We start from the raw sequence: 21,176 nt of genomic DNA, 5'->3' as shown, positions 1-21,176 counted from the left end.
CGGGCTTTCTTTGGTTATTCTTCATTTGGATGTTTAACATAATAGCCGACACCGCGACGTGTCACCAGAACTTGCGGTTGAATCGGATTATCTTCAATCTTTTCTCGTAATCGGTGAACTGTCACATCAACGGTGCGCACATCACCAAAGTAGTCGTATCCCCAAACAGTTTGCAATAAATGCTCTCGGGTCATCACTTGTCCCATATGTTGAGCTAAATAATACAGCAGTTCAAACTCACGGTGAGTAAGCTCAATTTTTTTGCCATCTTTTTCAACGATATAGGCATCTGGCATAATTACCAGATTACCGATAGTAATATTCTTAGTAGAATTATCTTGGTTAGTGGTTTCAACTTGTTTGACAATTGCCCGGCGACGTAAATTAGCCTTAACTCGGGCAACTAATTCACGATTAGAAAATGGCTTGGTGACATAATCATCAGCTCCCATTTCTAGCCCCAGAACCTTATCTATTTCGGTATCCTTGGCAGTGACCATGATAATTGGCATATCATGCTTCTGACGTACTTCACGTGCAACTTCCAATCCATCTTTTTTGGGCAACATCAAGTCCAAAATCATTAAATCAGGATTGTACTCATCAACTTTTTTGACGGCTTCCTCGCCATCGTAAGCAGTCTCAACTTCAAAACCCTCTTTAGTCAAGTTAAACTTGATAATATCAGAGATTGGCTTCTCGTCATCGACCACAAAAATCTTTTTTGGCATCGGAAATCCTCCTTTGCTACTTATTATACTGGTTTTTGCGCCATTAGCAAAAAAGTCACCGGAATTTAATAAAAAAACTTGCATTTCTTAGTAAATAATAGCATAATAGTTTCTGTTGATTATTTATTGCAACACTTGGGTGGCTAGCTCAGTTGGTAGAGCAACGGACTCTTAATCCGTGGGTCCAGGGTTCGAGCCCCTGGCCACCCATTAACCTAAAGGAAGACGATCATTAAGTTGATCGTCTTTTTTTTGCACTTTTTGGATTTTCAACTAAAACTATTTACTCTTATTCAGCATCAATTAATCAGGATATCACCGCAATCTGATTCAACCTTGATCAAACTATTACTCTCAACAATCTTCTGATTAAATTTATTATCATATTGCTTGCCAAAGAAGTTAATGTCGCAGTCAACTGCTCCCAATTGGTAATTAACTTTTTTAGAAGCTTGATGCATAGTGAAATCACCTGTGTCTGTCTTGAAATTTAGGTCTTGCAGCTGTGAATCTGATAATTTGCAATCACCTACATCCGTCTTAAGATTTAACTTTTGCAGTTGTAACCCCTGCAAGCTAAAATCTCCCGCATTATCTTTACCAGTAATTGTTGACAAGATTGCGTTAGTTGGAACAGTAACTTCAATCTTAAGTGCATAGTCAAAGCCTTGATTAGCCCAACCATGCTTGCCAAAGGGTCTTCCAGGACCGTGATCACTAATTTCTAGGGTCCCCTGCTTAACTTTTGCCGAAACAGTAACATTTTCAAAGTCAGTTACTTTGACTTGATATTTATCACCGCGATGGATATCAACGTCAGTTGCTGCTAGATTTAGTTTGATTTTATCAAATTTAGCTGTTGAAACAGTCCGTTTTCGTTGGGCTCCTAACTTAGGCTTTTTTGTACTTGTTTGCTCTATGTTAGCTGTTCTAATGTGTCTATTCTTGAAATGCTTTGCAATTCTTGGTGAATGCTGTATAGCATGTTCATCATGGTGATGGATAACGCCTCCTATTACAATTAGACATAACCCAATAGCGATAACGATAACACTGTTTTTTATAAATTTCTTCATGATTGTTTAAGCTCCTATATAAAGTTAAGTCGAGTTCACTTCACTGTATTATTATCTTATCACAATAAAATAGCAAAATGAAATACTTTTAGATCATAAAATGACACTATTCAAACTATCAAGGCTATTATTAACTGTTGCTATATGGGCTTTAAAAATTTTATCCTGAGTAGTTTACTAGACATTTTGCACTTTTTTAGCAAAATGACTTGCCAAAGAGCCAATTAATTGTTAACATATTTAATTGTCAACAGAAATATTGACATGGGTGGCTAGCTCAGTTGGTAGAGCAACGGACTCTTAATCCGTGGGTCCAGGGTTCGAGCCCCTGGCCACCCACCATAATAGAAATGGCACTGCAAGTAGTCGGTGCTTTTTTTATACCCAATTTTAGAAATAAGTACTAATAAATCGCCAAATTTATTAATCATCATACATATTGTCTTTAAACTTACCCACATAAAAAGGAACGTTAAACTTTAGTCTAACGCTCCTTTTTTATTATGTTTCTTTTGCCTAATAATTAGAGAAACAGGCTCAAGATCTTGCAAATACCTGATGCCATACCCAATGCAGCTTGTACGATAGCAACCCAAGACATGAAATCATCTCCTTCATAAATAAAATGATACTCCTATATAGGTAATTATTTAAATACATCAAAAAATGCACTAATGCCATCAAGAACTAAGGCTGCAATAGCAAAAAATCCTTTAAGAATCATCTTTATATACCCTCCCTTCGATGCTTTTAAATTAAATTACATACGTTATCTACAAATATATTGTAGAATGTTTCCGCTGTCAAGTGGTTATTTTATATTTGTATACAACAAATTAATAAAAGCCATTAAATAACACAAAATAATTTTTTATTAGTTATTTAATTTACTTTTCTTGATAAAAACCACTTGACAAAATAAGCTTCAGACAATATTATATCTTGTATAATATTAGAAAGGAGCAAAGCAATGGCAATTCAAATTCCGACACGCCTGTTAGATGGTGCAGTATTAGCATTTCTTAAGACTGAAGACCTCTATGGCTATGCGTTAACCCAAAAAGTTCAAGCGGTTTTCGACATTTCTGAATCAACTATCTACCCAGTTTTAAGGCGGTTAAAAAAGAATGGCTACTTAGAGACTTACGATGAACCCTTTCAAGGACGTAATCGGCGATATTATCGCTTAACTTCTCTAGGCTTAACATTACTGCAATCGATCCAATTAGAATGGTGGCAATTCAGTCAAAAAGTTAACACAATTTTGGGAGAAAAACATGGAACAAGCAATTAATGACTATATTTTAGAAGTCGAACAGAACTTAGCGACTTTACCTGAAAATGATCGTAAAGACGTGTGCGAATTTTACCGAGAATTCTTACTTGATGGTAATTTTACTGATCGCGCTGCTATCGAACAAAACTTAGGAACGCCAACCCAACTGGCACACAAAATTGTCGCAGATTATTCGATTAATGATTCACGTGAAACAAACGATAAACAAGAACAAACTGAGCCATCTTCTTCAAGCAATATGAAGACCATTTGGCACATTATTGTCGGTATTTGCGCTATTCCGACAGGACTAATTCTCATTATTCCAATTATCGCTGTACTAATTGCCTTGCTATGTGCCTTATTCGGCATTTTTCTTGGCCTAATTGGCGTGATTTTTGCATTAACAGTGGCTGGAATTGTTATTGGCTATGTGGCCTGTGGTTTTATCTTTACTGCGAGTTGGCCCGTAGGCGTTTTTTATCTTGGCGTAGGTTTAATCTTAGTTGGGATTGGTTGTTTCTTATGTCCTGCCATCATTATCGTTATTAGATTTTTAATTAATAAATGCACGCAATTTGCCCGTTATCTCGGTAGCAAGTTATTTAAAAAACAATACTACCAAACCACCTCACATAACAAGGAGAACTAACCAATGAAGAAATTTTACAAAATCGGTGCTTTTACCATAGTTATCGGCATAATTCTAGCGATTATTGGCTTTGCTAATCACGGATTTAAAACCATCTCTGGTAACAAATTTAACAATTTTCATGTTGTCACGCAAAGGCCTAAACCTAAGAAAAAGGTAATTAATGTTCCGAAATTTAAGCAAATTGATATCGATGTTGATGAAGCCGATGTTTATATTCATCGAGGTAATAAATTTCAGGTAACCACTACCAACTACTCAGATACACCTATTACAGCAAAAGTTTCTAACCAGAAGCAGCTCTCAATAAGTGGTAAAGAATCATCTTATTGGATTAACTTTGGCAACTCCAATCACAACTCTCGCATCGAAATTACACTGCCAAAAAAGGCTGCTTTAACTAAAATTACTAGTAAAAACGACGAAGGGGACTTAATTTTAGAATATTTGACAATGGATCAACTGGACTTAGATATCGATGAAGGAGACATCAGCCTAAATAATGTTACGATTAACAAGAAAGGGACTTTTAACTCTAGCGAAGGGAATTTTACCATCGACTCATCCCGACTAACTAACAGTGATTTTGATAGCGATGAGGGTGACATTGACATTAAGAATAGCAAAATTCAAGCTATTTCAACTACTCAAGATGAAGGAGATCTTACTTTTAGAAACTGTTCTCTAAGTGGGCATAATTCTGCCACGCTTTCCGAAGGCGATTTTAGGCTTAATCCATTACCAAAAAACACTAGTTTCAATCTTAGAACTGATGATGACACGATTATCTTTGGCAACAGACATGTTTCTAGCCACTTCATCAAGAACACTAATAATTCTAAAAATAAGTTAGCGGTTACTTCTGATGACGGGGAGATTATAATTAGGTAATAAGCAAAAAGCTTGGTTCCTTAAATAGTCACTTACTTGGTAAAAAGCATATAATTAAATTAAAGGATTTTTGATAAAGTAAGTTATTTTATCTTTTCATTGTAGGGGGAAAAATGTCCCAAATAACTGATAATTACATTACGAATTTAGCAAAATATTTAACAGATTTGTCTGATATCGAGCGAACAAATAACCTTAATTTTTACCGTGAATTTTTGCTGGATGGTGACTTTCAAACCAAAGAAGAAATTGAAAAAGAATTGGGAACCCCTGCTGAATTAGCCAAGTTAATTAAACAAGACTACGAGCGAATCAAAGCGAAAACAGCAGTTTCTAAAAATGAAGCATCAGCCAGTGACAATTATGTACGCGGCTTTCATGTGGAGAAGAACCCTTTACGTAAACGCACCATTTTACCAACTAAATTTGGCAAAATCAAACTCAGTTTGATCAACGCAGATGTCTTTATTCATCAAGGTGAGCGCTTGGCAATTTTTATTGCTGATTATAACAGTCGTCCAGTTAATGCAGTGGTAGCCAATCAAACTCTACTAATCGATGAATTGCCTAGCAAAGAAGAAAATCATCACCTCCTACTTAATTGGCAAACCGGCGGCAGCCGGATTGAAGTGATCATCCCTAAACAAAATTCAATAACTAAGATTAGTGGTACAAATATTGATGGTGATATCATTTTACAGAATCTACAGTTGAGTGAGATTTCTCTAACTCAAAGAAACGGTAATACCCTGATTAACAATGTCAATGTTAACAGAAACTTTCAGTTATCCTCAAAAAACGGTGACTTAACTTTAGTTCAAACCAAGATTGTCAAAGGAATTTTTGACATTCACAATGGCGATACTAACATTAAGCGTAGCATTTTAAAACGATTTACTTTAGAAAGTACAAACGGCGATGCTAGCTTTAGCCAATGCAATCTTACCCTAAAATTTCAGGCTAAAAATGGTGATATCAAAATCAAACAAAGTCAATTTATCAACAAAACTACTATCATCTTAGCTGCTGGGGATCTATATTTGAACCAATTGGCGCATGATATTAGTTATCAATTGGCAACTGAACATGGCAACATTATTTATCACAGGTCAAGCATTGGAACTAAATTTGACAGCAAAACCTCTCTGAATGACTGGCTTAAGGTAACTGCCAATACTGGTGACATTATCATTTATTAATTAACAATTGAGCAAACAAGATTTTAAAAGCAGGCTAGATTTCGCTAGTCTGCTTTTAACGTTTATTCTTCTTAAAAAATTTTGCTAATTCTTCTCCGTACTCTGGCATACCTAAGAAAGCACAATTATCAATTGCCTTAGTACATTGATTTAAGTAAGCTTCTTTACGATCATATTGATAATTAATCATATTTTTAAGCATAACCAAGACATTCTTGTAAAAAAACAATTCTGGTTTAGTTTCTATCTGATCAGCCGCAGCGATAAAATATTTTGTTTCATCATATTTTTTATTTTCAATACATTGAATTACCAAATTAGCTATGATACTAAGCAAGATTGTTTGAACTTTAACATCATTACTATTTGAAACCTGTTTAGTTATATTTCTACATATTAATAAATTGCTTTCTAAGTCATAGAACATCATAAAGTTGCAATACAGCAATAAAGTTGCTTTATCAAAACTGGGACTACTGAAGATTTTATCTTTGAGTAATTCCTTTTCTTCTTCATTCAAATCCTCATTATCTACATCAGCAATATATGCATCAATATAAAGTAAATCATCTTTTTGGTTTGGAAAGTCATTTTCACTAATGACTTTTCTAATCTTTAAAAGTTCTGCTTTAGAATTCCGATAATAAGCATCATTTATCAAGTGGATTAAATCACGTTCTTGGTCATATTTTGACTGCCTTTTTTTATTTAATTCACTAAAAAAGTCTACAATTGAAATATTATTATGATTTAGGATAGCCAGTAAATCATCTGCTGAAATTCTACTAATATTTTTTTCAACTTTTGCGTAAAATGATGAACTTATCACATCACCAACCCATTCTTTTTGTGTTTTTCGTTGCTGGATACGATAATCTTTTAACAGTTCACCAATCGTCATTATTCATTCCTCCTTAATTTGTCAAATATAGTTATTAATTGTCAAATATGCCGTCTTTACTAACTCTTATTATAACCAAAACATACTTATATATAACATCGAATTAAGAGAAGCTGAAAATTATGGACATTTTAAAAAAATAAGAATTATCGTAAATTTACAATTGCTAGTTAGGCTGAACTATGCTTTATTCGGATTAATAATAATTAGCATAGTAGTATTTCTTGTTACTTTAACTGTTATGTTCAAAACAAGAAGTATTCAGCAATTAACAACAGATAAGCCCGCAGAATAAATCAAACGTTCAAAACTAATTGACTAACTTCTGTCCTTTGTGAAAAATGAATGATCTATTTAAAAAAAGTCCGCCAATGCGGACTCTTTCTTTTACAGTTAGACTAATAAAAAATAGTTAATTTTAGCTGCTCCAATAATTTTTAACCCAATTTTACTCTAAGCGCATCAGTTAATACTTTTGAAAAATTGATGCCCATTTTTTCTCCTTTAAGAGCTAGATCCCTAGGAATCGACGTGTTTTTCTTAACCATAACTGGCTTAGTAATTGCTTTTGCTTCCAGCATATCAGCTGTTATATAACTGACAATTTTACCAGGATTAGCCTTTTGAATCTCTTCCAGCGTACTACTAGTAAATTTTTTATCCGAATTAATAAGAATACCTTCTAATCCTTCTTTGCCACTTGTTATAGCTTGCGCAATACCTGTGCCATAACCATATGCTCCTGGAACATCAGGAAAAGTTACAGTGTAATCACCTTTAGCATCTTCAGAATCATCAATCACTGCTGGAAATGCATAATATCTGTCTTCAGTATAAGCTGTCATTTTATATCCCCCTATTAAATTTAATTACATTTTTATATTATCTTGTTTTTTATTTTACGTATTAGTACGCACCTTGTCAAAAGCAAAGATTACCTAAACTTCTCCCTTTATTTGCTTAAGTATTGCCTTATAAAGACCCGTGCCAATGCTATCTTTGCGACTTGAATAGGGCACCGTAACAAGATGACCAGCTGCATCTTTAAAGTTATGGTGATCTCCAGTTATGTTGCGTTCTGAGAAACCGTATTCCTTCAGAAGTTTTAATACATCTGCTGCCGTATATTGGGTCATAAGATTTATCCCTTTACTTTAAAATAAAGTTATTTGCTAAAAATGGCGTTTTCATAATACGCTCTAATACGTATAATTATAGCATAAAATTAAGTTATTCAACTTTTTTTATTTCTCTATATTGTTCATCATCTTGTAACTTTATTTATACTCATTTAGAAATTTTTCGATTTTCCCTTTAGTTTTTCAAATATGGTTGCTAAATGTCAAATATGCCAATTTCTCCCAACTTATTATAAACAAAATATACTAAAAGTAACGTTAATGGAGGAGAAAATTATGGGCATTTTTTTAAAAAATAAGAATTATCGTAAATTTACAGTTGCTAGTTGGTTATCAAATGCTGGAAATATTTTATTTTACTTAGCTTTAATGACCTATGCTAGTAAACTTAAAAACTATGCTTTAGCATTGTCGTTAATTTCCATCACTGAAGCAATTCCTGATCTATTGCAAAGTATTAGTGGCTATTTTGCTGATAAAACTAGAAACAAGTTTAAAGTCATGATTTGGTTGGCCATTATTCGCTTTGTACTATACGTAGCTGTTGGAATTCTTTTTGTTACTAACCTTGCAGGCTGGAACCTAGTCCTAATGGTAATTGGGATCAACTTCATTTCCGACCTTGCAGGTATGTATTCTAGTGGCTTACAGACCCCTATCATTGTCGATCTTGTTGGTGAAAATGAAATATCTGAAGCTCAAGGCTTTACTGGTGGAATTTTCCAATTAATTACTATGGGAGCTCAATTTGTTGGCTCTGCTTTATTATTATTTATGTCCTATTCCACTTTAGCCATAGTTAATGCCTTAACGTTCTTAATGGCCGGTCTTATGTTTGCCAATATTGCAGCTAGTCTTAAAAAGAGCCAAACTACAAAAACAATTCAAACAGTTAATGAACGAAACTTTTTCACTACCTTTAAAACTTCAATTAAGCAAGCTAGCGAAGCTCATGGCTTATTGACTGTTGTCATAGTTGTCGCATTACTAAATGGCTTACTAAGTGCCATTGAACCGCTAATCTCAATTTCCTTTGCCGCTAACAGAGGTATGCTACTTGGAACCTATAGTTTTACCATCGCTCTTTTTGGAGCAGTTGTTTCCATCGGAACAGCTCTAGGCAGTGCAATCGGAACAAAATTACTCGAAAAAACCTCACTATTTATTATCATTTTACTGGATACTATTGCCAGTACCTGTATGATAATCGCCATGATTAACAAAAATACCATTGCCTGCCTAATTTTTGGGGCTATGCTGGGCTTCTTTGCCGGAACTGCTGGACCTAAACTAATTCAATGGCTAGTTACCTCAGTTGATCGTAAAATCTTAGCTTCTTCAATGGGGGCAGTTAATACTATTCTTGCAATTGCCGGGCCAATAATGACTACCATTTTTACTAGCATTGTTGGTGCAAGTAGTCTCAATTATGCCTTGTATGGGTTACTTGTAGTAGGTGTGATAATTTTTATTGTTACCTTTTATGTAATGCTCAAATCTCAAAAAAGTAGTGAGATTGATCCTGAAGTTGAAGTAAACAACTAGACCAATTAAAAAAGGCGCAAGAAATTTTACGCCTTTTTCTGCAACTTACTTAAACAAATTCAGTATTTTATCCAAAATGTCATTAAGAGCATCAAGAATACTTTCTGTCTTAGCAAAAAGAAAGCACAGTAGAATAAGTAATACAAACTCATGCACGATAATCACCTCCTTAAAGAGAAGTTGACCAAACTTCTCAAGATGGCGCGCAGAGCGTGCTGTTAGTGTAAAGTATTTGTGGGGAAAACAAAAAATAGAAGATTAGCTTCTGCTAAAATGTAGTTTGAACAAGATTACATTAAGAGAGGTTTTCTTCTATATGATTAGTTTACTACAAGACTTACAACTTTTGTTAGATAATTTGACTGCTAATACTAATAAGCTGCTTGGTAACCAGCTTACTTTTGATGATTTGTTAGAAGCCTTTATGCAAGAATTACGCCATTGGGGCTTAAACTTAATTAGGTCTTATCTTGAGCAGCTCGATGATAATTATAAGCAGTTGCCCAGTCGTAAACAGAAATATACCGTTAAAGCTACGCGAACATGTATTAAACAAACCCTGTATGGTCAACTTAGCTTTAAGCGAACTTATTACCAAGATAAGAAGTCTAAGCAATATTTCTTTTGGTTAGATCGAGCATTATCCTTTGAAAAATATAGCCGTATGACTCTAGGCTTTAAGGCAGCTGTCTTAGAAAATGTGGCTAAGTATCATTATCAAGCAGCCATTGACATGATTAAATACAGTGAAATTCATTCTAAAACCACAGTCATGAATATTGTGCATCGTGAGGGACAGCTGTTACCTAATCAGCCAGATCAGGTGCGATCGCGTGATAATCAAATCATTTATTTAGAAGCTGATGAAGATCACGTGGCCTTTCAAGATGGCAGTAATCATTTTATGAAGCTGGTTTATGTCCATGAAGGTTATGATGAAAGGCAGAAGCGGCATCATTTAATCAATCCGAAGTATTTTACCGGTACTTATCCTGGAGTAGCCAATGAACAACTTTGGGACGAAGTCTTGTGTTATTTAGAAGCTAATTATCCCCAGGCTAAACAAGTTTATCTGGCTGGCGATGGTGCACCCTGGATTAAAGCTGGAGCTAAATATTTACCTAACTGCAAATTTGTCTTGGATCGGTTTCACTTGTTAAAGTATTGCCGTAAAGCAACCGTTAATACTAAAGCCAGTGCGGCTTATCGGTTATATCGTTGGGCTTTAACAGGTCAGCGGGATAAAGTAGCGTTATACTTTAAAACCCGTTTTAGTGATCCAGAATTAACCAGAACACAAATAGAGGCGCTAAAGCAGGCAAAGACCTATCTATTAGGCAATTGGCAAGCCATTCTAAACACCCAGGATCTAGATTATCAGCGCTGTACGGCTGAAGGACATATTAGTCATTATTTGTCAGAACGCCTAAGCTCAAGACCAATGGGTTGGAGTAAAAGGGGCGCTGAAGGTGTAGCTAGGAGTATTATCTTCCAGTTAAACGGTGGCGATATTATGCAGTATTTGCTTAAAAAGCAAAAAGAAACAGCTAAAGCGCAAAGAATTATGCAAGTAGATCGGCGGTTTAAAGCCAAGAGCTTACCGTACTATGAAGAGTTGCAGGCTGAGTTTGGCGAAGCAGCCAAGCCCCATTATTGGAATCAGGGAATTATCAATGGTGGACAATTAATTGAGCTGCCAGAACAAATAATTTAAAAAAGCAAAAACTACGAAAAGCAGCAGGTAAAGGCTAAAAGTTTATTACCCACAAAAAGTTGACACTAACGAGCGTGCTTAATTAGTTTACCAGATTTATTTATCTATGGTATAATTTCATCAGAATAAGTAATATATTTCGTCATGTACGAAATAGAGTGTGCATGCAAGTTTGACCGCTTGTAGGGTACCTGGAGCAGCCTTAATCGACTGCTTTTTTGATGCAAAAAACAACCTAGACAAAAGTCTAGGTTGCCTTGTATACTCTACTTAAATAATTTTACTAAATCGTTTAAAATACAACGAAATGCATTTAATAAATTAGTTATTTGCTTAAGAAAGATGTATGTTATGAAGAATTTAATGCGTTTTTAGCATCAGTAAAAAACGTGCATGCAATCCAATCAATCGTAAGACGTCTGGAGCAGTCGCAATTGACTGCTTTTTGCATTTATTTTTTCTAGATACATCATTAGAATACTTTGCAAGAGAAAATTACAAAAACTTATTATTGTTTAGAGGCTAGTTTAGGTCCATACATATATCGAGTATCAGAAGCTTTAACAAATCCAGACTCTGACTCATTATAGCCATTATATGGATACAATGACCTCAACTGATAGCATAACTCAAATCTTTGTTCACTAGGTAGCCACAAATTAACTGCTTTAAGAGTAACTTCTTGTACACCTTTAGGAATAACAATATTCTTTGCAGGAGCAATCGCACTCGACTGATTAGACCCATCATTTAAAATAATTTCATTACTCTTAGGATATGATATATAGGGTTCACCATTTTCTCTATAAACTTGTGCATCGCGGATGGTAGCTACATTCATAAAATTACTAAATGGTAACAGCAACTGTCTACTCTTAACTGTTACTGCATTCTTCCAAAGATATTCTTTTTTGTTTTGTATACCATAATACTCTGGATTATCATCACTGCCACCTCCGTTATTACTTAATAAGCTTTGAGTAGTATATCGGCTAACAATAACTTCTTTGCCGGGGTTATAATATTTACTCATTTGCTTAGCATCATTATCAAAAACTGGTATTTTTTTAGGTGGATTAAGGTGCTCTACATCTTTAATTACTCCAGTAGTATAATTCGTATACAAATCGTTACCATTAAGCTTATCAACATTTACAGCCTTAATATAGCCACCATGTCCTAGGCTATAATATTCCTTGCCCTTGATCGTCTTATATGGCAAATAGAACCAATTCCATTTATCATCATGGAAGGAATATCGTTTAGTACTTGGATCAGCAATTGGCTTGACTTCTTTGGCGTATTCAACTGACTTGTTCTTCTTTAGTAATGAACTTTTACCTTGGAATTTTTTTAGTTTCTTGCCTTTTTTGTTGTATACCCGAGCATTATGATTAAGCTCTAAAGTCCCCTGTTCATTAACTGGATCTTGAGTTGTACTTTCCACTGCGTGAGCTTGATTAGTGTTGGTCATTAATGATACTGCCGGAGTAGTTAGCAGCAATGTTGCCGCTAGTCCTAGCAGAGTCTTCTTGTTTTTCATATTGATTCTCCTTATAGCATTTTGTAGCTTTCTATTTTTAGTTTAGTAGTTATCCGCTTACTTGTCCATTCTTACAGGATCAGCACTCCCGCCTAATCTTGTAAATCTTCTTTACTGATTTCTATAGACGGATAATGTTCTAATTCTGGCAAATATGTATCCTCATCACAACTATAGATCATATAAAAATCATCATTTTCTTTATGTTTAGTTAATTTTTCAAATTGCTTTTTTGCTAACTCTACATCCCTAGTTATATATATCACTGAAACAACACCAATTTTTTGATCATTTTTTAGTTCCGTAGCACCTTTAAGAATCAACTTGAGCTTACCATCCTTTTTAAGTGCCAGTTTAATATAATCATCCTTAACAGTTTTACCTATCATTTACTATATTGATACTTACAAAATCAAATATCAGAATATCGTCACTTTAGCATACATATAAAGCGATTTCAATTTTATAATAAAAATAATATCAAAATTGCATACCACTTTTAAACATGCTACAATACCAGTGTAAAGCAAAAGAAGCTCTACTGTTAATAGAGCTTCTCAACGTAGAACCGTCTTCAAAGGACGGTGGCTACCAAACAATATTTGAAACAAATACGTCCTGTAACTACCAAGTTATTATTCAGGGCGTTTTTGTTTGCGACTATTTCTTGCGATTGTCGATATACGTCAACAAATCAATGAGAAACGTAACTGATAACAACACTAATGTTGCTACTTCGTATCCACTCACAATGACTACCTTTCTACTAAGAAATTGGATTATTAGTCCATTGAATGCCATAAGCATCATCTTCTTTCAAACGGTAGCCACCGCCCTTTTTAACTTTTCTACGCTGTTTTATTATAACCTGAAACTTGAAAGCAGTAAAACTAGCCAGATTCCTTATTGAGTCTGGCTTTTTTGGTTCTTAATTATATTTTAAACGCTTCTCTGCAGCTGCTTTTGAATAAATCCTGGCAGTAATTTAATAAAATTATTTATTATCCGCTCGACTTCTGTAGTTATTTCTTCTTTAACTGCTTTTAGGGCACTTAGCAGGTAGACCAATGCTTCTTCAAACGCCAAATCCGGCAACGCATCATTCATCAAATAGAATAAATCCCCAATTGTTCGCTCATCAACTGCTTGTCTCTCTTGCCAAGCCAGCAAGTCATAAGTTAAGGCGGTAATTGCAAAATATCCGCACTGACCATCGTAACTTTGAATTTGTGATTTATCTAAAGCTAGGTATTGCTTAGCTGCTTTAAAGTAGGTTTCTATCTGCCATCTACGACCATAAAGCTGAATGACTTCTTTAGGTTGCAGCTGATATCTGGTGGTAGCCAAGACCAAGTACTTTCCCTTATTACCACGTTTAGTAACATATACTAATCTGATAGGAAAACTATGTCCTTGATACTCTGCCTCGACTACACAACTATAAAGATAGTCATCTTTGGCTTTCAGCTTTGAGCCAGCTAAGCGTTCATACAAACTTTTTACATCATAAAGGCGACCACGATAGCAGTAGTATACCTTCTTGCTCAACTTAAGCATCGAGACACTGTCTAATCCTAACTGCTTTAACTGCCAGAACATTTTGGGCGAGGCAAACCAGCTGTCAAACAGTACATAGTCTGCTGGTACACCTTCATTGATAGCTTGCTTAAGCAATTCAACCGTGACATCATTCATTTGCCTTTGGGCTTGGGTTCTTCTTCTGCCTGCAATAGAACGATTATCGGTTGTAGTGGCTTTACTGCCAAGCAGATTTTGTTTTCTCTTGGTGGACATCAAAGCAAAATTAACTGGCAAAAAAGTATTGCCGTCACTCCAACCAACGGTCAAGCCACGATAACCATTAACATATTTATGCTCATTATGATCGTAAACTTTGGCAAGTAATTCCGCTTTCTTAGAATAGGAACGTGCTAGCAAAGTATCATCTACAATCAAAGCTAGTCTTCTACGCTTGTCGATTACCGGTTTAAGTACCTTAATTAGTTTGGCAGCAGCTAAGCAAAGCAGTTTTTGCCAATTGATGCGGCCATCATTAAGGATATTTCTGCCAGTCTTAGAGGTAAATTCAGCTGGTTGGTCAAAACGATACAGTGATTTACGGGCAAAACGTGATTGGATTAACCATTTGACTACCATGAGCAGGCTAACTAAAGAATGACGTTTAAAATTAACCTGTTTACTTAAGTCAGCTAGACCAATTAATTTTGTAAAAGATGAAATTAAGGAAGAAGTGTCCTTTTCTTGATTGAATTGCGGTATACTGTTCATAACGTAAGAACTCCTGTAACTTTAGTTTTGGTTATTTAAAGTATAACGCAGAGAGGGCTTGCGTTTTTATTTTTTAGGCAAAAAAGCTAGAAATCACGCTCTTTTGAGGTGATTTCTAGCTTTCAAGTTTCAGTTATAACAAAAAATATCCCGCAGAATTCACTCTAACGGATATTTTTTATTCCAATGGACTTACATTAGTTATCTGAGGTCCATAACCATACTTAACATCTGAAGCTTTAATATAATCGTAGCCCCCTGCATCTCCTTGAGGAGCTAACTCGTAACAAAGCTCATATTTATTTTCATCTGGAAACCAAATATTAACCAACTTTGTCACTTCAACTGAGCTTCCTTTATCAAAACGATAAGCATTTAAGTTTTGAATGTTCGTAGGTTTTTGGGCTTTTCCGTTTTTATTATAAACATACGAATTATTTATAAAAAATACATGCGGATAAACACTATAAAGCAAAAGATGCTGTCTAGGTCTATTATCCAGGTTAACATCGTCAATAAAGAAGCCATCTGTACCCTTTATTCGATAATTTGCTGTAGAATAAGTCAAATTACCATTGTCATCTCCCATCAGATCAAATGTACTTGATTCACGATCAACCAGAACCTTCTCTCCCTTTTTTAAAAGCTTTTTTGGTGCTCCATTTGCAAAATCATAAGCATAAATTTTATTTTTACTATTCATTTTAACAATAACTGTAGCATAATTAGTTATAAGATAATGGACATTAATCTCTGCAACATTTATAGATTTAATATATCCGTCATGACCGATACTATAATATTCTTTTCCCTTAATAGTTTTGTATGGTAAATAAGAACTATTCTCATTGTCATCATAAAAAATATCGCAAGGCTTCTGACCTAACGATATTTTGTTTATTTTTCTAATGAACCATCCGGATATTTCCCAATTAATAGTACTGGCGTTTCCGATAACGTATTATTTTTAAGGAACTGCTTCAATTGTTTAACTGAAGTATTAGCAATTTTTCTATTTTTACCAGTTAATTTACTTGCTAATACTTGAACTTGGTTTAACAGGTCTGAAGTAGGCTCATTGCTATCCTTAGCAGTCATTACACGTAATTCCGCTTTAATCAATGGCTGTAAAGCTTTATTGGATAGGTTTTTGTTACGAATCCCATTAATATAATTAGTGTAGCCTTTATATTTACCATCCTTAGAGACTAAATCAACAGAAATACCATTTTTAATAGTCGAAAGCCGCTTTACTTTAAATAGTGTATGATTCTTAACAAGCTTCTTTAGCACCTTTTTACTGTATGATTTACCACCATTAGCTGCTGTATTCTTATACAGTGCTCCTTTAGTAGCATGAGGTAATTCAAAAACGTATCCTGCATTAGCTAACTTTTTAGTCCAAGCTTTATCAGTTACACGCTTAGGGTTCTCTACTTGCGCAGCTTGAACCGGAGTATTACTTGTGATAGCTAATAGCTGTCCTGTTGATACCATTGTTAGTACAGCTAAAACTTTAATTATTTTTTTCATATGCTTACCTCACTAGTACCATTAATGTGATTGCCAAAATTTATAGTTCAACATATTTTATTGGAAAAATAATTGAAGACTTTTGGGTAGATCTTTTCTAAAGCACAAAAGATTAATAATAAGTAGCAAAATTTTATCAAGACATTTGGTAATTCACTAAAAATATTTATATTATGAATAAGTATCTGTATTTGATAGTCAAAGAAATCAGTTACTGCCAAAACTAATACGGTAACAACAAAATGTACAGCAAATTCAAAGTGTAGCAATTTTTTAGAATTATTTTGGACTTTCTTTAGCTTCTTCATGAGTTACATCTACTTTCTCTATAAGTTATTAATCCAACTTCTTATACGTATTACCTTTATATTTATAATATACCATTTTAAATAAGCGCTTTCAATAAAAACATAAAATAATTGTAGACCAATTCTAAAATTATTGGCTATACAACAATTTTTTCTATAATCTCATCTTGACATCTTTTAAACAATGGGCTTAATAATAAAGCACTTTTTTGACTTACCAATTTAAAGGATTTTTATTTTTTAAAAATCATACCACTTGATGATTTAATTATGAAAACATGAAAATTTAGCCTATATACTATAAACCACTAAAAATATGGAATATTACACTAAAAAACAGCAAAAAACCAATCCGCAATGGATTGGTTTTTTAAAACATTATCTTTTATGTGTAATATACATAAGTTTATCTTAGTTTTGACTTTGAGAATTACTTTCACTAGCAGCATGAGCAACTGGAGCGGCAAAAGATGCGGCGCCACCAATTCCTAAAATAACTGCACGTCTAGCTTCATCTAAAAGACGTTGGCCAACATTTACTAATGAGTGAACAGTAATTACAACACCATCAACAATTAATGGAGCGATTCCAAGAACAGGAATTGCACTGAATACACCGAGTACCCATTCAGCTACATCAAAAACTACTTCAGTTATAGCATGAGCAATAAAAGTAACACCTTGTGCAGCTGCATCAATTCCGATAGAAGCTAAGTTTACAACAGAGCCATAAACACTTTCAGCTAGTTCTCTATCAGCTTCGTCAGCTTCGTCAGCTTCAGTAGTATCCTCTTCTTCATCCTCACCATCTTCATCAGTCATATCTAAATCAGGGTCGTTTTCTTTAGCCTTTTGATTTTCATCATAGATCTTCAATGGACCGACAATAGATAGTGCTGCAACTGGTGCTAAAACAAGAGAGCGGCGAATTGTACTCCAAGCATATTGGAATCCATGCCACAATGAGTCTACTCCTATTAATACCCCATCAACAATTAATGGTGCAATACCAACAACAGGAATTGCACTAGCAACTCCTAAAACGATCATTGCCGCATACGCAACAGCATTAATTGGTTCTGCGACTAAGCTTTCAACTACATCAGCCGCTAAGTTAATCCCATTTGCGACAGCAAGTGAACTACAGATAGCATCTGCCTCTGACATTGCTTTGTCAGATTTACCTTGATTACTCGGATCAGTTGCAGTCTCATTTGCATCTTCATCAGTAGTAGCTGCTGTGTGAGCTTCTTCATTATTGGTAGTATTTTCTGCCGGCTTATCTTGATCAGTAGCAGTATTAGATGAACTAGTACTATCTACTGCTGACGAATTATCAGTTGTATCAACATCTGATTCATTGTCATGATTAGCTGTTGGTTCTTGATTACTATCAACAACTTCTGGCTCTTGAGCTGCTGAATCAGTATTCTCATTTGCATTAGAATCTGGTTCAGCAACACTAGTAGCCTGATTTTCATCCGAAATAGCTGTTGTAGTCTGCACTATATCGTTGTCAGATTGTGCTGCATATACTTTTGAATTGTCATTTGACATAAACATTAGTGATGCAGCAACTAGTGAGCCTGCAATAGCTATTGGAACAGTATTTCGACGCATTATATCCCCTCCTAAAAATTAAATCAACTATATTTTCCATTTTAAGTATATTACATCTACAAATAATACAACACTTGTTATTTTTAGTCAAACTAAGAATTAATTAACTCAATTGCTTAAAAGTCTGGCTATACTAGGCTTCATTACCAACTATAATTTTCTCATTTACTTACTGCTGAACATCAATCACAAAGGAATTAATATCACCGCGATACTTAGCGATCGAATACTCAATTGGTTGCTCATCAATCGTCATCCCCTGAGTATGAAAATTAAAAATTGGCTTACCTTGAGCAACATTCAATAAACTTGCTATTGTTTCATCGGCTTCAAGTACTTCCAACTTACGAATTACATGGGTAACTTTTAAGTCATATTTTTCCAGCACTTTATATAAGGAATCTTTAGCAAAATCATACTTGATTAACTCTGGCACCCTTTTTTGGGGAATATATGTCGTAACTAAAACAGTAGGCTGATCATTTGCATAACGCAGTCTTACTAGTTTAAAAACAGCCTCTGCTTCTTTGATATGTAGACTATTTGCCACTTCTTCTTTAGCTGCTTCTTCTTTAAAGTAAAGCAAGTTAGTTTTGGGATACATACCTTTAGCACTCATTTCACTGCTATAACTTTCGATTAGATGCGTGAATTCTTGCTCAATTTTGGTCTTTTTTACTAAAGTTCCCCGTTTACGGCGACGCTCCAAATAGCCCTGATTAACCAAATTAGAAATTGCCTGACGCACGGTTGGCCTGCTAACCTGATACTTTTGTGCCAATTCAGTTTCAGCAGGAATAATGGTTCCTAATGGATAAATACCTGTCTGGATTTTCTGCAAAAGATCATCTGCGATTATTTTATATTTGGGAAGATTCGGTATTGCCATATAGATTCTCTGCTTTCTAACTTGTTAATTTATGTTATGACATAAATACTATACCATGCAAAAAGCCGGTGTTAAAGCAAAATCTCCATTGCTTACATCGACCTTTTTAAAAGCAGTTACAACTTTTAAACTTCTAAAAAACTTACCTTATCTTCAGCAAAACGTTTCTTCAACGCATCAATAATTTTGATACCAGAACTAGTCCCAATTCGTTCTGCCCCTGCACTAATCATCGCCAAGAAGTCATCAGTATTTCTAATTCCACCTGCTGCCTTGACTTTAACCGTCGAGCCAACCGTTTGCTTCATTAATTTAACGTCTTCTACTTTAGCTCCCGATGTGCCAAAACCAGTTGACGTTTTAATAAAATCTGGCTTAACTTTTTTCGCAACCAAAGCTAATTGTTCAATTTCAGCTTTGGTTAAATAACAATTTTCAAAAATCACCTTGCAAGGCACTTGTTGGTCGTGACAAGTAGTCACCATTTGTGTCATTTCATCTTCTAGATATGCCCAATTGTGCGCCCGTACTTGAGTTAGATTAACTACATAATCAATTTCATTGGCACCATTTTGGATAGCATCCTTAGTCTCAGCTACCTTAGCAGCAATTGATGTCTGCCCTAGTGGAAAACTAATTGCCGCACCAGTATCAATATCAGTTCCCTGCAGTTGCTCTGAACAATATTTTGACTGCACCTGATTAATTGCCACCATCTTAAAATGATATTTCTTAGCTTCAGCACAAAGTTGCTTCATATCTGCCTCAGTCGCGTCAGCATGCAAATTAGTGTGATCGATTAAACGCGCAAAGTCATCAACTGTATATTTCATTTCCAAGTCTCCTTTTGTTATTACATATTTTAATGGTGTAGCTGTAAATATTTGAAATTACTATTTTTTGTAATTACATATTATTAATATAACACAATTTTATAACTATTGCATTAAACATTAGCAGCTTTAGCAATCAAGTAATAATAAAAATTTGCTTATAAATTTACGTGGATATAATTACAATCGTTATGCTTTACACAGCAGCTCTTTTTCTTATTAAGTAATTCATGATAAAATTACTTAGTAACATTATTGTAAGGAAGGCATCCATGGTTAAGCACCAATATTACTATCACGATCTAAGCGATGATCTGGTCACAACTAAAGATCAAGACTATCACTTAGCTTCTAACTACACTATTCTTCCTACTTCTACTGGACATAGGTTTTGGTCAGCAATCATCAAGCGGGTTGCTCATTTAGCCAGTATAATTTATAATCGAGTAATTGTACGCGTCCATATAATAGGAAAAGAAAAACTAGCAGCAGCTCATGGACAGGGATATTTTATTTATGGCAATCATACCCAAGCCTTTGGCGATGCGATTTTGCCACTAAGCTTTTTACCAGCTAATAATTATTACGCAATCTGTGCCCAAGCTAATTGGAGTATTCCCATACTTGGTAAACTAGTCGTGCCCTATTTCGGCTTACCAGTTGGTTATAACTTACAGGAATCTGGTAAACTAGTTAAGGCTGTTAAAAAAATTATTAAAGCCAGCAAAACAGTGGTCATTTATCCCGAAGCGCACGTTTGGCCTTATTACACTAAAATTAGACCATTTAATGCAACTAGTATGCATTTCCCAATTGCACTTAATGCACCAAGTTTTGTCATGACAACCACTTATCATCGTCCTAAAAGAGGTAAGCAGCCACAAATCATAGTTTATCTTGATGGTCCATTTTATCCTGATAATAATTTAAATAAGAAACAAGCTCAAAATAAATTGCACAAGCAAATTTATACAATGATGCAGAAACGAGCAGCATTGAGTGACTATCAATATTGCACTTACACAAAGAAAGATTAA

At 34.7% G+C, this 21,176-nt stretch carries 20 protein-coding genes and 2 tRNA genes; 9 read left to right on the top strand and 13 right to left on the bottom strand.

The features are described 5' to 3' along the window. Nucleotides 1–14 precede the first annotated feature (14 nt). Nucleotides 15–731, bottom strand: coding sequence for a response regulator YycF (gene yycF, locus OZX56_RS00410; protein WP_277125164.1), 717 nt, complete (start codon nt 729–731; stop codon nt 15–17). A 137-nt stretch (nt 732–868) separates the two neighbouring features. Here yycF and OZX56_RS00405 point away from each other — a divergent pair. Further along, nucleotides 869–941, top strand: a tRNA-Lys gene (locus tag OZX56_RS00405). Nucleotides 942–1,030: 89 nt separating this feature from the next. On the opposite strand, the gene OZX56_RS00400 is transcribed toward OZX56_RS00405, so the two are convergent. Beyond that, nucleotides 1,031–1,807 carry a DUF4097 family beta strand repeat-containing protein gene (locus OZX56_RS00400; protein ID WP_277125166.1) on the bottom strand — a complete coding sequence of 259 codons (777 nt, stop codon included), beginning with the start codon at nt 1,805–1,807 and terminating at the stop codon, nt 1,031–1,033. A gap of 266 nt (nt 1,808–2,073) precedes the next feature. Between OZX56_RS00400 and OZX56_RS00395 the strand changes: the two genes are divergently transcribed. From OZX56_RS00395 to OZX56_RS00375, 5 genes are all read left to right on the top strand, one after another. Beyond that, nucleotides 2,074–2,149: transfer RNA gene (locus OZX56_RS00395), tRNA-Lys, on the top strand. A gap of 628 nt (nt 2,150–2,777) precedes the next feature. After that, nucleotides 2,778–3,101, top strand: a complete 324-nt coding sequence (locus tag OZX56_RS00390; protein WP_277125168.1) for a PadR family transcriptional regulator — start codon at nt 2,778–2,780, stop codon at nt 3,099–3,101. Then, on the top strand, nt 3,085–3,735 hold the full coding sequence (locus OZX56_RS00385; RefSeq protein WP_277139756.1) for a DUF1700 domain-containing protein: 651 nt from the start codon (nt 3,085–3,087) through the stop codon (nt 3,733–3,735). Before OZX56_RS00390 ends, OZX56_RS00385 begins: the two co-directional genes overlap by 17 nt. 3 nt (nt 3,736–3,738) lie before the next feature. Beyond that, the gene (locus OZX56_RS00380; protein ID WP_277139755.1) at nt 3,739–4,626 is read left to right on the top strand and encodes a DUF4097 family beta strand repeat-containing protein; all 888 of its coding nucleotides are present in this window, start codon (nt 3,739–3,741) and stop codon (nt 4,624–4,626) included. Nucleotides 4,627–4,739: 113 nt separating this feature from the next. Beyond that, nucleotides 4,740–5,825 carry a DUF4097 family beta strand repeat-containing protein gene (locus tag OZX56_RS00375; protein WP_277139754.1) on the top strand — a complete coding sequence of 362 codons (1,086 nt, stop codon included), beginning with the start codon at nt 4,740–4,742 and terminating at the stop codon, nt 5,823–5,825. Between the two features lie 55 nt (nt 5,826–5,880). Here the strand turns inward: OZX56_RS00375 and OZX56_RS00370 are convergent, their stop codons facing one another. From OZX56_RS00370 to OZX56_RS00360, 3 genes are all read right to left on the bottom strand, one after another. Further along, entirely contained in the window at nt 5,881–6,726 is an 846-nt protein-coding gene (locus OZX56_RS00370) for an Rgg/GadR/MutR family transcriptional regulator (protein ID WP_277139753.1), read from the bottom strand. Between the two features lie 437 nt (nt 6,727–7,163). Continuing rightward, nucleotides 7,164–7,571, bottom strand: a complete 408-nt coding sequence (locus OZX56_RS00365; RefSeq protein WP_277125178.1) for a type II toxin-antitoxin system HicB family antitoxin — start codon at nt 7,569–7,571, stop codon at nt 7,164–7,166. Nucleotides 7,572–7,664: 93 nt separating this feature from the next. Then, nucleotides 7,665–7,862 (bottom strand): type II toxin-antitoxin system HicA family toxin, encoded by a 198-nt coding sequence (locus OZX56_RS00360; RefSeq protein WP_277139752.1) that lies wholly within the window; start codon nt 7,860–7,862, stop codon nt 7,665–7,667. Nucleotides 7,863–8,141: 279 nt separating this feature from the next. On the opposite strand from OZX56_RS00360, the gene OZX56_RS00355 reads away from it, so the two are divergent. Beyond that, nucleotides 8,142–9,410: an MFS transporter gene (locus tag OZX56_RS00355; protein WP_277139751.1), complete on the top strand. Its 1,269-nt coding sequence runs from the start codon at nt 8,142–8,144 to the stop codon at nt 9,408–9,410. Between the two features lie 316 nt (nt 9,411–9,726). Further along, entirely contained in the window at nt 9,727–11,124 is a 1,398-nt protein-coding gene (locus OZX56_RS00350) for an ISLre2 family transposase (protein WP_277139750.1), read from the top strand. Nucleotides 11,125–11,632: 508 nt separating this feature from the next. Here OZX56_RS00350 and OZX56_RS00345 read toward each other — a convergent pair. The 8 genes from OZX56_RS00345 to deoC form a co-directional block, all read right to left on the bottom strand. Beyond that, the gene (locus OZX56_RS00345; RefSeq protein ID WP_277139749.1) at nt 11,633–12,667 is read right to left on the bottom strand and encodes an SLAP domain-containing protein; all 1,035 of its coding nucleotides are present in this window, start codon (nt 12,665–12,667) and stop codon (nt 11,633–11,635) included. Nucleotides 12,668–12,759: 92 nt separating this feature from the next. Beyond that, complete coding sequence (locus OZX56_RS00340) at nt 12,760–13,056, bottom strand: hypothetical protein (RefSeq protein WP_277139748.1); 297 nt, start codon at nt 13,054–13,056, stop codon at nt 12,760–12,762. Nucleotides 13,057–13,606: 550 nt separating this feature from the next. Beyond that, a complete protein-coding gene (locus tag OZX56_RS00335) occupies nt 13,607–14,956 on the bottom strand; it encodes a transposase (RefSeq protein WP_277139747.1) in 1,350 nt (449 codons plus the stop codon). Nucleotides 14,957–15,134: 178 nt separating this feature from the next. Then, the gene (locus OZX56_RS00330; protein WP_277139746.1) at nt 15,135–15,659 is read right to left on the bottom strand and encodes a hypothetical protein; all 525 of its coding nucleotides are present in this window, start codon (nt 15,657–15,659) and stop codon (nt 15,135–15,137) included. Nucleotides 15,660–15,853: 194 nt separating this feature from the next. Then, nucleotides 15,854–16,489: a hypothetical protein gene (locus OZX56_RS00325; protein ID WP_277139745.1), complete on the bottom strand. Its 636-nt coding sequence runs from the start codon at nt 16,487–16,489 to the stop codon at nt 15,854–15,856. Nucleotides 16,490–17,208: 719 nt separating this feature from the next. Next, nucleotides 17,209–18,417 (bottom strand): hypothetical protein, encoded by a 1,209-nt coding sequence (locus tag OZX56_RS00320; protein ID WP_277139743.1) that lies wholly within the window; start codon nt 18,415–18,417, stop codon nt 17,209–17,211. 169 nt (nt 18,418–18,586) lie between these two features. Continuing rightward, a complete protein-coding gene (locus tag OZX56_RS00315) occupies nt 18,587–19,306 on the bottom strand; it encodes a GntR family transcriptional regulator (RefSeq protein WP_277139742.1) in 720 nt (239 codons plus the stop codon). Nucleotides 19,307–19,431: 125 nt separating this feature from the next. Beyond that, nucleotides 19,432–20,139: a deoxyribose-phosphate aldolase gene (deoC, locus tag OZX56_RS00310; protein ID WP_277139741.1), complete on the bottom strand. Its 708-nt coding sequence runs from the start codon at nt 20,137–20,139 to the stop codon at nt 19,432–19,434. Between the two features lie 272 nt (nt 20,140–20,411). Between deoC and OZX56_RS00305 the strand changes: the two genes are divergently transcribed. After that, entirely contained in the window at nt 20,412–21,176 is a 765-nt protein-coding gene (locus OZX56_RS00305) for a 1-acyl-sn-glycerol-3-phosphate acyltransferase (RefSeq protein ID WP_277139740.1), read from the top strand.

Origin of the sequence: Lactobacillus sp. ESL0684, assembly GCF_029392675.1 — a bacterium.
Classification (GTDB): domain Bacteria; phylum Bacillota; class Bacilli; order Lactobacillales; family Lactobacillaceae; genus Lactobacillus.
This window is presented reverse-complemented; position numbering and strand designations above follow the sequence as displayed.

Excerpts from the sequence above, each read along its gene's own strand:
- yycF (WP_277125164.1), bottom strand. The coding sequence starts at position 731 with ATGCCAAAAAAGATTTTTGTGGTCGATGACGAGAAGCCAATCTCTGAT.
- OZX56_RS00400 (WP_277125166.1), bottom strand. The coding sequence starts at position 1,807 with ATGAAGAAATTTATAAAAAACAGTGTTATCGTTATCGCTATTGGGTTA.
- OZX56_RS00390 (WP_277125168.1), top strand. The coding sequence starts at position 2,778 with ATGGCAATTCAAATTCCGACACGCCTGTTAGATGGTGCAGTATTAGCA.
- OZX56_RS00385 (WP_277139756.1), top strand. The coding sequence starts at position 3,085 with ATGGAACAAGCAATTAATGACTATATTTTAGAAGTCGAACAGAACTTA.
- OZX56_RS00380 (WP_277139755.1), top strand. The coding sequence starts at position 3,739 with ATGAAGAAATTTTACAAAATCGGTGCTTTTACCATAGTTATCGGCATA.
- OZX56_RS00375 (WP_277139754.1), top strand. The coding sequence starts at position 4,740 with ATGTCCCAAATAACTGATAATTACATTACGAATTTAGCAAAATATTTA.
- OZX56_RS00370 (WP_277139753.1), bottom strand. The coding sequence starts at position 6,726 with ATGACGATTGGTGAACTGTTAAAAGATTATCGTATCCAGCAACGAAAA.
- OZX56_RS00365 (WP_277125178.1), bottom strand. The coding sequence starts at position 7,571 with ATGACAGCTTATACTGAAGACAGATATTATGCATTTCCAGCAGTGATT.
- OZX56_RS00360 (WP_277139752.1), bottom strand. The coding sequence starts at position 7,862 with ATGACCCAATATACGGCAGCAGATGTATTAAAACTTCTGAAGGAATAC.
- OZX56_RS00355 (WP_277139751.1), top strand. The coding sequence starts at position 8,142 with ATGGGCATTTTTTTAAAAAATAAGAATTATCGTAAATTTACAGTTGCT.
- OZX56_RS00350 (WP_277139750.1), top strand. The coding sequence starts at position 9,727 with ATGATTAGTTTACTACAAGACTTACAACTTTTGTTAGATAATTTGACT.
- OZX56_RS00345 (WP_277139749.1), bottom strand. The coding sequence starts at position 12,667 with ATGAAAAACAAGAAGACTCTGCTAGGACTAGCGGCAACATTGCTGCTA.
- OZX56_RS00340 (WP_277139748.1), bottom strand. The coding sequence starts at position 13,056 with ATGATAGGTAAAACTGTTAAGGATGATTATATTAAACTGGCACTTAAA.
- OZX56_RS00335 (WP_277139747.1), bottom strand. The coding sequence starts at position 14,956 with ATGAACAGTATACCGCAATTCAATCAAGAAAAGGACACTTCTTCCTTA.
- OZX56_RS00330 (WP_277139746.1), bottom strand. The coding sequence starts at position 15,659 with ATGAATAGTAAAAATAAAATTTATGCTTATGATTTTGCAAATGGAGCA.
- OZX56_RS00325 (WP_277139745.1), bottom strand. The coding sequence starts at position 16,489 with ATGAAAAAAATAATTAAAGTTTTAGCTGTACTAACAATGGTATCAACA.
- OZX56_RS00320 (WP_277139743.1), bottom strand. The coding sequence starts at position 18,417 with ATGCGTCGAAATACTGTTCCAATAGCTATTGCAGGCTCACTAGTTGCT.
- OZX56_RS00315 (WP_277139742.1), bottom strand. The coding sequence starts at position 19,306 with ATGGCAATACCGAATCTTCCCAAATATAAAATAATCGCAGATGATCTT.
- deoC (WP_277139741.1), bottom strand. The coding sequence starts at position 20,139 with ATGAAATATACAGTTGATGACTTTGCGCGTTTAATCGATCACACTAAT.
- OZX56_RS00305 (WP_277139740.1), top strand. The coding sequence starts at position 20,412 with ATGGTTAAGCACCAATATTACTATCACGATCTAAGCGATGATCTGGTC.